Below are 11979 nucleotides of genomic sequence, written 5' to 3' on the forward strand. Positions count from 1 at the left end.
GCATGCTCCTCGACATCGAAAACCTCACCCTCGAACTCCCGGGCACCGCCCGGCCCGTCCTCAGCGATGTCTCCCTGCGGGTGGCGGGCGGCGAAGTGGTCGGCCTGGTCGGCGAGTCCGGCTCGGGCAAATCGACGACCGCCAGGGCGGCGCTGCGCACACTCCCCGAGAGAACGGCTGTCTCCGGCTCGGTCCGCGTCGACGGCACGGACGTCCTCGCACTGACCGGCGACGCACTGCGCCGGCACCGGGCCCGTACCGTCGCGATGGTCCACCAGGATCCGCGTTCCGCTCTCAACCCGGTCCGCCGCATCGGCGACTTCCTGGTCGAGCGGCTGACGGGGACCGGACTCGACAAGAAGGCGGCTCGCACCCGGGCCGTCGAGCTCCTCGACACGGTCGGCCTCTCCGACCCGGAACGCCGGTTCCGCCAGCACCCGCACGAGCTCTCGGGGGGAATGCTCCAGCGCGTCGTCATCGCGGGCGCGCTGGCCGCCGAGCCCAGGCTGCTCCTCGCCGACGAGGCGACCAGTGCCCTGGACGTCACCACTCAGGCCGAGATCCTCGCGCTGCTGCGCACCCTGCGGGCCGATCGGAACCTCGGCCTTCTGTTCATCACACACGATCTCCAACTGGCCGCTGCGTACTGCGACCGGGTGTACGTGATGTACGCGGGCCGGATCGTCGAGGAACAGCCCGCCGGCGGCCTCTTCGACCGGCCCCGCCACCCGTATACGAAGGGACTGCTGGCCTGCTCCCCGACGCTGGGGGAGGGGCGGCGGAAGATCCTCCCGATCCCGGGTCGCCCGCCGTCGCTCGCGGACGCGTTCGGCGGCTGCGAGTTCGCCGACCGCTGCCCGGATGCCGAACCGGAGTGTTCGACCTGGCGGCCCGAGCCGGTGACGCTGGACGGCGAGGGCGCCGCGACCTGCCGCCGCCTGCCCGTGCTGTCGGGGCCGGGCACCGAAAGGAGGAATGACCGATGACCACCGCACTACCGCAGACCGCACCGCTGCTGGCCGTGGACGGACTGCGCAAGACATACGGGCTGCCCGGCGGAGGCCGCCTCACCGCTGCCGACGGCATCACCTTCACCGTCCCGGCGGGCGGCTCACTCGGAATCGTCGGCGAGTCCGGGTCCGGCAAGTCGACCGTGGCCCGGATGCTGGTCGGTCTCGTACGGCCGGACGCGGGCAGCATCGCCGTCGACGGACGGCCCCGCGCCCCGCGCACCCCGCGCCGCCGGGAGGCCCGGTTGGCACGGGCCCGGGAGATCCAGATGGTGTTCCAGGACCCCTATGTCTCCCTGGACCCCCGGCTCACCGCCCGCCAGTGCCTCACCACGGCCCTGCGTCTGCACGGCCGGGCGACGACCGTGGCCGACGGGCTGCTCGACCGGGTGGGGCTCGGCGCCCGGGAGGCGGAGGCCAGGCCACACGGCCTCTCCGGCGGCCAGCGGCAACGGCTGGCCATCGCACGGGCGCTGGCGGTCGAGCCGAAGGTCCTGGTCCTCGACGAGGCAGTGGCCGCGCTGGACGTGTCGATCCAAGCGCAGATCCTTCAGCTCCTGAGCGAGATCCGCCGGGACACCGGGGTGGCTCTGGTCTTCGTCAGCCACGACCTGGCGGTCGTCCACCACATCACGGACGAGGTATTGGTGATGCGCCGCGGAACGGTGGTGGAGCAAGGACCGACGGCCGAGGTGCTGGCCGGTCCGCAGGACCCGTACACCCGGCTGCTGCTGGCCTCGGTGCCACGAGCCGGCTGGGATCCGGCGGACGCGGTCACGGCCCGGGCGGCAATGGCATGAGGCACTGACCCGGCGCGCAACGGCTGACGCAGGCCACCTCACTCGAACGCAGTGCCCCCCGGGATCCGCGTGTCCGCATCCCCGGAGGGCACTGCGTTCGGTGACCGCGGCCCGGCGCGGAGCACCCCGGGGCCGCACGCCTCGGCATGTTCACCCCGTACGTCCTTGCCCTGCCCGGTCACGTCATGACGACGCCGGTGCTGCCGGGGCTCGTCACACTGCTTGCCCTTGCCCATGCCGGGTTCGCTTCGCAACACCAGGGACGTGGCCCCCAGCGCCGCCCCGGACGGCCGGTGGCGCGACATCGAGCGGAGCCGCGGCAGACTCCTCGCGGGTGTCACCACGGTCTCGGTCACGGTCGTCGCTCCCGGCGGCCGGGGGCCTGACAGCTGCGGTTTCCTGCGTGTAGCGTCACCCCATGACCGACGAGATCACGGCCAGGGCAGGTAGAGAGTTCTACACGTTCGACGGCCGGATCCTGGAGGTCTTCGGCAGCCATCCACGGCGGTTCCACATCCGGAACATGGACCTGCGGGTCACGGGCCCTGACCGGAAGGGGCGGTGGACCGTCGTGATCGTCGCCGGTTCGCCCGAAGCCCCGGCGTCGGAGCACACATGGCACCACTCGGCCGAGGAATGGCAACGGGCGCAGGGCCTGGAAGCCCTGCTGGAAGCGGTACGGGCGGGTATCGCGTCGGCCCGGCAGCACGGTGCCTGACGGAGGGATTCCGCCCGGGTGACAACCGCCGCGCTCCGGCTCACTCGTGCTGAAGCGGTGCCCCGTACGTGGCATCGAGCACCAGGGTGAGCAGCCGTTCGGGCTGTTCCGCGTCGTGGCTGCGAGCTGTGGACAGCGCAATCCCGACGACCAGTTGGACCAGGTCGTCGGCGGTCAGGTCGGCGCGTGCCGTTCCCCGCCGCTGGGCCCGGGCAAGAAGTTCGGCTGCCGTGTTCAGGATCAGCCGATGGCAGTCGAACCCCGGCGCGACCGGCTCCCCGACCATCAACGCGCCTCCCAGCCCCTGGTTGACCCTGGCGTGGGTGAGGAATGCGCGCAGCCAGTGCGTCAGCGCGTCATCGGCGGATTCCGAGGAGGACAGCGTCCCGGCCAGCTCGCACAGCGTCTCGATCCGGTCCTTGAGGATCGCGGTCAGCAGTGCGGAGCGGTTCGGGAAGTGACGGTACAAGGTTCCCGGGCCGACGCCGGCCCGGCGGGCGACCTCGTTGAGGGACGCCTCCGGTCCGGCTTCGGCGAATACCTCCTGCGCCGTGGCGATGAGACGTTCCCGGTTGAGTCGCGCATCGGTACGCCGCGGACGTCGCTCGGGGACGTGTCCGGGTGTGGTCGTCATCGTCCCGCCTTCCGGTCGAGTTCGGGCCAGCCAAGCGGAGTGGTTCTCCGTATAGTAGCGCCCATCAAACGGAGAACCTCTCCGGAATGTGTGGCCTGAGGAGTGCGGATGACGAACAGCGGGCAGACCGAGCTGGGACGGGTCGGGATCTGGACCTTCGCCTACGAGGGGCAGCCGGCCGGGCGGGTACGGGAATCGGCCGCGGAGATCGAGGAGTTGGGATTCGGGGCCATCTGGTTCGGGGAGGCCTTCGGCCGGGACACGGTGGGCCAGGCATGGCTGTTGCTGTCGGCGACACAGCGCATCGTCGTCGCCTCCGGCATCGCCAACATCGCGTTCCGGGATCCGATCGCCACCGCTACCGCGACACGTGCGCTGGGCGAGGCGTTCCCCGGCCGCTACGTACTGGGCCTGGGCGGACATCGCGTCGACGACACCGTCCACGAACTGGACGGCTATCCCGTACCGGCCCGCGGCAGAGCGGTGACCACCATGCGCGCCTACCTGCAGGCCATGGACGCGGTACCCGCCCACGGACCCCTGGCGGACCCGGCCCCGCGCCGCGTACTGGCCGCCCTCGGGCCGAAGATGCTCCAGCTGGCCGCCGAACACACCTGGGGCGCACACCCCTACTTCGTGTCCACCGACCACACCGCACGGGCGCGCCGGATCATGGGGCCGGACGCCTTCCTCGCCGTGGAACAGGCAGTGGTGCTCGACGCCGACCTGAGCCGCGCCCGCCAAGTGGCCACAGAACACGTCGCCGGCTACCTCTCGGCACCGCATCAGGAAGCGAACGTCCGGCGACTCGGCTTCAACGACGAGGACATCGTCGGCGGACCGAGCCGTCGGATGGTGGACGCGCTCGTCGCCCAAGGGGACGCCGAAGCGATCCGCAGACGCGTTCAGGAGCACCTGGACGCGGGAGCCGACCACGTCTGCCTGCAAGTGCTCACCGCCGACGCCACCGCTCTGCCGGAGCGCGAGTGGCGCGAACTCGCCGCTGCTCTCCTGCCCCACCACTCAGTATGAGCGGCGCCCCGCCTCTGCGGTGAGCCTGCCTTTCGCCCTGTGCTCCGCACCCTTCGCTCCGGGCTTCACCGCTGTGCCGAGTGGAGGCTCAGGTGGTGCGGCACAGGGCGTGGTCGATGAGTGTGCGCAGTGCGTCCTCCTGCCGGGCTGCGGTTCGCGGGTCCGCGGAGCGGCTGTGCGCGGAGACGGTGACGGCGCGTCGACCGTCCACGGTCGTCGCTGCCCGGACGACATATCCGAAGCCGCTCCCTCCGTGTCCGAGGTAGCCGCCGCCGCAGGACAGGGGTGTGAAGAACAGGCCCAGGCCGTCCCGGGTGCCTTCCGGGTGACCGCTGTCCTGCGGCACGGGCACAGTGGACCGCATGGCTGCGAGCTCGGCGGGCTTCAGCAGCCGCCCACTCGCCAGTGCGGCGAAGAAACGGTTGAGGTCGCGGGCCGTTCCGGTCATCGAGCCGTCGGCCCCGCTGTCGAAGGGACGGTAGGGGATCGTGGTGTCGACCAGTGGTTCGTCCACGGCGAACTGCTGATGGTTGGCCGCGTGCGGATACGGAAGGAAGGGCCGGGTGCCGGGGGTGTCGGTGTGCCGCAGGCCGAGCGGACGCAATATGCGGCTGTGGACCTGCTGTTCCCAGGTGCGGCCCGTGATCTTCTCGATGATCATTCCGGCGAGCACGTAATTCGTGTTGGAGTACGCCCAGCGGGTGCCTGCCGGGAAGACGGGTTCATGGCGCATGGCCAGGTCCACCAGCTCTTCGGGCTCGTAGGCACGCCACCGGTCGGCGAAGTAGGTCTGGGCACTGGGGCTGGGGAAGACGTCGTAGATGTAGTCGGGCAGGCCGCTGGTGTGCCGCAGCAGGTCGCGGACGGTGATGGTCCGGCCGTCGTTTCCCGCGCCGGACACGACCCCGGGCAGCAGCTGCTCCACCGTCTGGTCGAGGGAGATCCGGTCTTCGCCCACCAGCTGCATCATGACGGTGGCGACGAACGTCTTGGTGGTACTGCCCAGTCGCAGGAAGCCGTCCCTCGGGACCGGGCGGCCAGTGACCGGATCCCCCACCCCGGAGCGGGCCGTGACCGTCCCGCGCGGGGTCTCCAGGCGGACCGCCACCCCGGTGACGCCGGTGTCCCGCAGCGCGTCGGCGTCACGCTGCACCGACCACGCCGTGCCGGATGGGCGTGGCGCGGCTGCGGCCGCAACGGGCGGCAGAGATGACACGGCCAGCGCCAGCACCGCGGCTGACAACCACGAACGACGAAGGATCATGATGCGAGGTTAGGAACTGCAAGGGGCACCGGCCATCCGGCATGCACCCGTCTCGAACGGGGGCCGGCCGGATGGACATCGTGCCCGGGCCCCGGCGCACCCGCCGGCCTCCTCCAACGCGGAGGTCGGCTCGATGTCGTGGTGCTCAAGCCTCGTGTTCTTCCGTGGAAGTCCGTCCGTGTCCGCTGGGGCTCCGAGTCCTGACTCCTGCCAAGCCTGAGCTCCCGGCGCCGGCGACAGCCGCTTCCCCTGCTGCTGAACGCGAGCCGCCAGTAGGGGAGTTGCGGGATGGGGCGCCGGCGCGACGCGATCGGGCGCTGTTGGTATGCCGCTGCCGACCGGCCACCGGCTTCCCTGGGGGGCTCCGCAGGGCGAGGCCTGGCGGTCCTACCGTGTGCCGGTGCCGGTGCGGCTGAGGATGAGGTCGCCGGCGCGGGCGAGAACCTCGTCCCGGGTGCGGCCCTCGTGATCGGCGGCGAGGGAGTGGCGTCCGATCGCCACGCAGAAGGCGATCAGGCTGCGGGCCTCGACCTCGTCGGGATCGGAGCAGAAGGTGCCGATCATCTCGCGCAACAGGTCCATGCGCCGGTTGTCCACCCGCCGCAGGCGCTCGGCGACCGCCTCGTCGCGCCGGGCCCAGTCACGGACCGCGAGGTCGATGGGGAGCAGCCGGTCGCTGGAGAAGGTGAGCATGCCCGCACGCCGGGCCTTGGTCCTCGGGTCGCCGCCCTCGCGCTCCACCCGGTCGATCACCTCGTCGGTGCTCTCCTGCTCCCAGGCGTCCAGCATCGCCTCCAGCAGCGCGCCACGATCGGCGAAGTACCCGTAGAAACCGCCTTTGGTGACGCCGAGCCGCTTCGCCAGCGCCTCGACCCTGACGGCGTCCGGGCCATGGCCGGCAAGCGCCCGCAGCCCTTCCTCCACCCACGCGTCGCGCGGTGTACGAGCAGCGCCCACGTTGTGTCCCACCTCACTCATCCATCGGATATACGCAACCGTACAACCGATCTAGCCTCGTCTTATACGTAAGCGTATAACGGGGCTGTTGGACGGCGCCCCACGACAGGAACGGCGGCAGCGGCCATGAAACTTCCGCACACCTCCCACACCGACCAGCCGTGGCGGATCCACGCGCTCACCCGCGACTTCGAGACCGAGGACGTGTGGTCCTTCCGCACCCCCGGCGCCGGGCCGGGCGACTTCCCCGTGATGCTCGCCGCGATGCGGTCGGGCGGCGGCGTCGCCAAGCAGACCCCTGCGGTCCGGTTCCTGTTCGCGGTGCGCTGGAAGCTCGGTGCCCTGCTCGGATGGGACAAGCCCAAGTCCGGCCTCGGGGCGCGGGTCCGGTCGCTGCGTGACCGCCTGCCGCACGACCTCCGCGAGACCGTGGACACGCCCGACTCCGGCGGCAGCCCGTTCACCCCCGTGTACGAGCTCGACGACGAGTGCGTCCACGAACTGGCGAACAAGACCGTCCATACCCTCATGCACCTCGGGTGGGTGCTGTCCGGTGACGGCGACCACGAGCTGCGGATGGCGGTCCTGGTCAAACCCAACGGCTGGTTCGGACGGCTGTACATGGCCCTTGTCGCACCCTTCCGCCACCGGATCGTCTATCCGGCGCTGACCCGTCAGTGGGAGCGCGCCTGGCGGGACCGTGCGCTTCTGCCTCCCGGGGACGCCGGCCCTCAGCAGTGATCGCTGCGGGCGTCGGCCCGGGACTGGTGAACGGATCGGTGCCGGTCCGAGCCGTCGCGCCTCAGAAACTCGGCGACGAGGACGCCGGAGCACGGGATCCGCGAAGCCGGAGCGCAGGATCCGCAGCCACCACGTTCCGCACCCGCCCGCCTCCGGGAGCGGGGTGCCACGGAGCGAGACCCTTCGACGCAGCCCGGCAAAGCATGACCCGACCAGCCACTGGTCCGTCCGCCCTTCCCGTGGACACCCGGCGGGTGACAGAGGGCGCAGTTGCAGGGCGGCCCGTAGATTGAAGAGGGGAGCAGGCGAGGGCGGGAAGGGAGCGTGGCACGGGTGGTCCCAGCGGTTGATCACACGGCTCTGTTCGCCGCCACTCCGAGCCCCTATCTGGTTCTCGGGCCGGACATGGTGATCGTCGATGTGAACGATGCCTATCTGGAGGTCACCGGACGCACACGGAAGGGCCTGCTCGGCCTCCACATCTTTACCGCGTTCCCGGACAATCCCGCCGACCCGGAGGCCGACGGCGTCCGCAATCTCGGCGCGTCCCTGCACCGGGTGCTGGCCACCCGCCAGGCCGACACGATGGCGTTGCAGAAGTACGACATCCCCGTCGTGAGCCGGCCGGGAACGTTCGAGGAACGCTGGTGGTCCCCGGTGAACACCCCCGTGCTGGGCCCGGACGGGCAGGTGGCCTACATCATCCACCGGGTTGAGGACGTCACCGAGTTCGTCAAGGCGCACCATGCCACACACCCCACCCGTGCCTGGGTGGGGGAGCGTCTGGAGGAGGCACAGGCGCTGGAGGCGGAGCTGTACTCACGGGCGCGGGAGCTGCAGCGGCTGAACGAGGAGCTGCGGCAGGCTCACACCCGCGAACGCGAGGTGGCCGTCACGTTGCAGGAAGCCATGCTCCATGCCCCCGACCTGGCCCACCACCGTGATGTATCGGTGCGCTACCTGCCCGCCACCGGCTCCCTGAACGTGTGCGGCGACTGGTACGACGTCGTCGACATTCCGCCCGACCGGCTCGCCCTCGCGGTCGGCGACGTCATCGGCCACGGCCTTGAGGCTGCGGCCGTCATGGGGATGCTCCGCAGCGCACTGTCCGCTGCCGTCCGTGCCCTGGAACGCCCGGCCCAGGCCCTGGAGGTTCTCGGCCTGTACGCCCGGTCCGTCGAAGGGGCTCTGGGCACCACCGCCTTCAAGGCGATCATCGACACCCGAAGCCGCCTGATCTCCTACAGCAGTGCGGGTCACCCGCCGCCGGTACTCGTGGGCCCCGACGGCGGCTGGGTACTCCTGGACCAGGCGACCGACCCGCCGCTCGGCGCCCGTCTCCAGCACGTTCCCCGGCCTCAGGCGAGCCTTTCCTACAGGTCCGGAGACACCCTCGTGCTCTACACCGACGGACTGATCGAGCGCCGAGGCGAAGACATCGACGTCGGCCTGGCCCGCCTGACGAGTGTGCTCAGCGAGTGCGGCCGACTCGGCACGGAGCAGCTGGCCGATACCGTTCTGGCGCGCCTCGGCCTCGCCAGTGGCGGCCGTGACGACATCGCACTGGTCGTCGTCCGCCTCTGACGGAGGTTCGACGGAACACTCCGGTGACAGGGGCCGGGCACCCCCTCCCGCAGCGCCCCTTGCAGATGAAATGTCGCCCGGCGGCCGGGCGTCGGCCACGGCGGTGCCGCCCACGACGAAGGACGCCGGGCCGCCGGTCAACCCGGACCCACCCATGACACCGACGAGATACTCCACGCGCAGCCACAACAGCGTCAACGACCGGCCATCCGGCCATGACGCGGCGTGCTTCCACCGGACCGCCTCCGAAGCTGTCCGCCACCGGTGCGTCCCGAATCGGTCGAGGTCTGTCCGGTGCTGCCCAGCGGGCTTCCCGGCCCGAGAGCCGAGGGACGAGGCGGGCTGCCCGTTGCGTTTCAGGTGAAGGCGGGCGGGCGGGGTGTCCCGAGCGCGGTCTCGATCGTGTGCGCGGCGGTGAGGGCGAGTTCGTCGCGGTGGTGGGGAGCGATGAGCTGGACGGCGAGGGGCAGGCCGTCCGGGGCGGTTCCGGCGGGGACGCTGATGGCGGGGTGGCCGGTGTCGTTGAAGACGGCGGTGTAGGAGATGGGCAGGACCCTCTTCCGGACGGCCGCAGCCACGTCGGGGCCCTCGGCCGGCCACGCGGTGGTGGGAGTGGTCGGCATGAGCAGCAGGTCGTACCGGTCGAAGAGGTCGGCGGCCCAGTGGTCGAGGCGGGCGCGATGGGCCCAGTACGCGGCCAGGTCGGCCGGAGTCAGGGAGCGACTTGCGTCGAGGAGGTCGGCGAACCACGGCTCGAAGGCGTCGCGGCGCCGGGCGAAGTCGTCGTGGACATCGAGGAGCCGGGCGTACGCCAGCACCTGCTGCCGGAGTTGGAACGGCGCGGGGAACTCGTGGGCGCCGGGCAGGGGCGACTCGTCGTCCCGTACATCGTGCCCCTGGTCGCGCAGCAGGCCGGCCGCGTGGTCGAGGGCCCCGAGGATCTCGGGTCGGGGGGTGGCGATGCCGAGGGTGCGCAGGACGCCGATGCGCAGGGCGGGCAGCGGCGTCCCGAGGGCGTCGCGGTAGGAGAGGACGGGCGCGGGCAGCGAATTGGGGTCGGTGGGGTGGTGGCCGGCGGCGACGTCGAGGTGCAGGGCGGTGTCCTGCACGGTGCGGGCCATGCCCGTCAGGCAGGCGTGCTGGGGCCACACCGGCATCCGGCAGGGGCCGTGAGGGATGCGGCCGCGGGACGGCTTGAGACCGACGATCCCGCACAGGGCGGCGGGGATACGGGTGGAGCCGCCGCCGTCTCCGGCGGTGGCCAGGGCGACGATTCCGGCGGCGACGGCCGCGGCCGAGCCGCCGCTGGAACCGCCGGGTGTCCGCTCGGGGTTCCACGGGTTGCGGGTGGTGCCGAAGGCCTCATTGGCCGTGTGGACGGCCGCGCCGAGCGGCGGCGTGTTCGTCTTGCCGATCACCAGGGCGCCGGCGGCGCGCAGCCGGGCGACGTGGACGCTGTCCCGTGCGGCGGGCGGACGGTCCTGGTAGGCGCGGGTACCGCGGGCGGTGGGGAGGCCTTCCGCGTCTTCGAGGTCCTTGACGAGGATCGGGAGGCCGGCGAGCGGCCCCGGATCCTCGCCGCGAGCGAGGCGCCGTTCCAGGGTGGCGGCTTCGGCGAGCGCCCGCTCGGGGGCGAGGGCGACGACGGAGTTGACCGTCGTGTCGACGGTGGCGATCCGGTCGAGGGTGTGGCGCACGAGCTCGGTGGGTGACAGGTTCCGGCTTCGGATCAGACCCGTGAGTTCGGTGGCGGAGGCGAAGGACAGGTCGGTCATGGCGTGGTGGGCTCCTTGTGCGGCTGGGCGGCTTCAGGGTGTGGTGGCTTCGAGGCTGACGCCGGTGGTTCGGGGGCCGTAACGGGCGGCGACGAGGCCGCCGGTGGCGCTGAGTGCGGCGAGCAGGACGAAGACGGCGGTGTAGCCGGCGCCGGTGTAGACGGCGGCGACGAGCATGGGCGCGGCGAAGTTGAAGATCCGCGACAGGGCATTGGCGGTGCCGGAGCCCAGCGCCCGGATCGGGGTGGGGAAGAGCTCGGCCGAGTACACCTGGAGGAAGGGCACGGCCATCTGGAACAGCAGGCTGACCAGGCAGCCCAACACCACTACGGCGGTGGGGGCGCGGACGGCCGAGAACAGTACGAGAGCGGCGGCGGACAGGACTCCGAGGGCGAGCTGGCTACGACGCCGGTCCCAGCGGTCGATGAGCGGGACGGCGGCAAGTGCGCCCAGCGGGGCGGCTGTGGCGAGGGCGGCGGACAGCAGCAGGGTGTCGTCGAGGTCGAGTCCGGTCTCTGCGAGGAGTGTGGGCGTCCAGGTGTTGTAGGCGGAGTAGGCGAGCAGGCCGGTCACCCACATGGTGGTGACGACGAGGAAGTTCCGGCGATTGGCACCGGCCCAGAGTTCGGCGATCCGGGGGCGAGGCGTGGCGGCGGCGGTGACCGTTGCGGGCGACGTCGCGGGTGCGGCGGGACCGGCTGCCGAGCGGGCTGCCGGCCCGTCGTCCGGGTGCTGGATTCCGCACTGGAGTTCGATCGATCGCACGATGTCCTCGGCCTCGGCGATCCGGCCGCGGGAGGCGAGCCAGCGAGGACTTTCAGGAACCCAGCGGCGGATCAGCCAGGCGAAGACGACGCCGAACAGTCCGAGGCCGAAGACGACTCGCCATCCCCACGTCCCCATGGGCACCAGGAAGTAGCCGGCCCAGGCGGCGATCGGGATGCCGAGCGAGCCGACCGCCACCTTGTACGTCTGCAGGCGCCCCCGGGCTGCGGCGGGGACGAATTCGGCGAGGACGACGATGGCGGCCACGGCCATCCCCTGGGCGCCGAAGTGGGCCGCGGTGCGGGCGGTGATCAGCTGCCACGGGTTCTGGACCAGGGTGCAGCCGACGGTGGCGACGCAGTAGAGGGTGACGCACGCCAGCATGGTGCGCCGGCGGCCGATCCGGTCGGCGAGGTAGCCGCCGAGCACACCCCCGGCGAAGGCGCCGAGCTGACCGACTCCGGCCACGACGGCGACCGTGGACAGTGGCATGCCCCACTGCTCGCGCAGGGCGGGGGCGACGAACGCGAAAGCGTACGTCTCCACCCACTCGAAGAGGATCATCCCGGCCAGGGCGACGACCAGGCGACGGTGGAACGTGCTGAGCGGGAGCCGGTCGAGACGCATCCCGAGCGCGGAGGACTGCAAGGTGACGGCCATGGGTGCGTGACCTCCCGAAGGAAAGAGGGCGGGAAGGTG

11 protein-coding genes are annotated in these 11979 nt (G+C 71.5%); 6 read left to right on the forward strand and 5 right to left on the reverse strand.

Features of this window, described 5'->3' with window-relative positions:
• Nucleotides 1-2: 2 nt before the first annotated feature.
• The 3 genes from AADR41_RS10135 to AADR41_RS10145 all read left to right on the forward strand — a co-directional run bounded on the left by AADR41_RS10135 (nt 3) and on the right by AADR41_RS10145 (nt 2528).
• Complete coding sequence (locus AADR41_RS10135; RefSeq protein WP_342280993.1) at nt 3-986, forward strand: ABC transporter ATP-binding protein; 984 nt, start codon at nt 3-5, stop codon at nt 984-986.
• Nucleotides 983-1810 carry an ABC transporter ATP-binding protein gene (locus AADR41_RS10140; protein WP_342280994.1) on the forward strand — a complete coding sequence of 276 codons (828 nt, stop codon included), beginning with the start codon at nt 983-985 and terminating at the stop codon, nt 1808-1810. Before AADR41_RS10135 ends, AADR41_RS10140 begins: the two co-directional genes overlap by 4 nt.
• 418 nt (nt 1811-2228) lie before the next feature.
• Nucleotides 2229-2528 (forward strand): hypothetical protein, encoded by a 300-nt coding sequence (locus AADR41_RS10145; protein WP_342280995.1) that lies wholly within the window; start codon nt 2229-2231, stop codon nt 2526-2528.
• Between the two features lie 40 nt (nt 2529-2568).
• On the opposite strand, the gene AADR41_RS10150 is transcribed toward AADR41_RS10145, so the two are convergent.
• Nucleotides 2569-3162, reverse strand: coding sequence for a TetR/AcrR family transcriptional regulator (locus AADR41_RS10150; RefSeq protein ID WP_342280996.1), 594 nt, complete (start codon nt 3160-3162; stop codon nt 2569-2571).
• A 108-nt stretch (nt 3163-3270) separates the two neighbouring features.
• On the opposite strand from AADR41_RS10150, the gene AADR41_RS10155 reads away from it, so the two are divergent.
• Nucleotides 3271-4194, forward strand: coding sequence for a TIGR03620 family F420-dependent LLM class oxidoreductase (locus tag AADR41_RS10155; RefSeq protein WP_342280997.1), 924 nt, complete (start codon nt 3271-3273; stop codon nt 4192-4194).
• Between the two features lie 88 nt (nt 4195-4282).
• Here AADR41_RS10155 and AADR41_RS10160 read toward each other — a convergent pair whose 3' ends face one another.
• Both AADR41_RS10160 and AADR41_RS10165 read right to left on the reverse strand, forming a co-directional pair.
• Nucleotides 4283-5458 carry a serine hydrolase domain-containing protein gene (locus AADR41_RS10160; protein WP_446751007.1) on the reverse strand — a complete coding sequence of 392 codons (1176 nt, stop codon included), beginning with the start codon at nt 5456-5458 and terminating at the stop codon, nt 4283-4285.
• Nucleotides 5459-5845: 387 nt separating this feature from the next.
• Nucleotides 5846-6436, reverse strand: a complete 591-nt coding sequence (locus tag AADR41_RS10165) for a TetR/AcrR family transcriptional regulator (RefSeq protein WP_342280998.1) — start codon at nt 6434-6436, stop codon at nt 5846-5848.
• A 105-nt stretch (nt 6437-6541) separates the two neighbouring features.
• Here AADR41_RS10165 and AADR41_RS10170 point away from each other — a divergent pair, with 105 nt between their 5' ends.
• Together AADR41_RS10170 and AADR41_RS10175 are read left to right on the forward strand one after the other, a co-directional pair.
• Nucleotides 6542-7156: a DUF2867 domain-containing protein gene (locus AADR41_RS10170; RefSeq protein ID WP_342280999.1), complete on the forward strand. Its 615-nt coding sequence runs from the start codon at nt 6542-6544 to the stop codon at nt 7154-7156.
• 333 nt (nt 7157-7489) lie between these two features.
• Complete coding sequence (locus tag AADR41_RS10175) at nt 7490-8740, forward strand: PP2C family protein-serine/threonine phosphatase (protein WP_342281000.1); 1251 nt, start codon at nt 7490-7492, stop codon at nt 8738-8740.
• Between the two features lie 356 nt (nt 8741-9096).
• Here the strand turns inward: AADR41_RS10175 and AADR41_RS10180 are convergent, their stop codons facing one another.
• Together AADR41_RS10180 and AADR41_RS10185 are read right to left on the reverse strand one after the other, a co-directional pair.
• Nucleotides 9097-10515 (reverse strand): amidase, encoded by a 1419-nt coding sequence (locus AADR41_RS10180; RefSeq protein ID WP_342281001.1) that lies wholly within the window; start codon nt 10513-10515, stop codon nt 9097-9099.
• A 33-nt stretch (nt 10516-10548) separates the two neighbouring features.
• Nucleotides 10549-11940 carry an MFS transporter gene (locus tag AADR41_RS10185; protein WP_342281002.1) on the reverse strand — a complete coding sequence of 464 codons (1392 nt, stop codon included), beginning with the start codon at nt 11938-11940 and terminating at the stop codon, nt 10549-10551.
• Between the last annotated feature and the right edge of the window lie 39 nt (nt 11941-11979).

Source organism: Streptomyces sp. CLV115, from assembly GCF_038448545.1.
GTDB classification, from domain to species: domain Bacteria; phylum Actinomycetota; class Actinomycetes; order Streptomycetales; family Streptomycetaceae; genus Streptomyces; species Streptomyces sanglieri.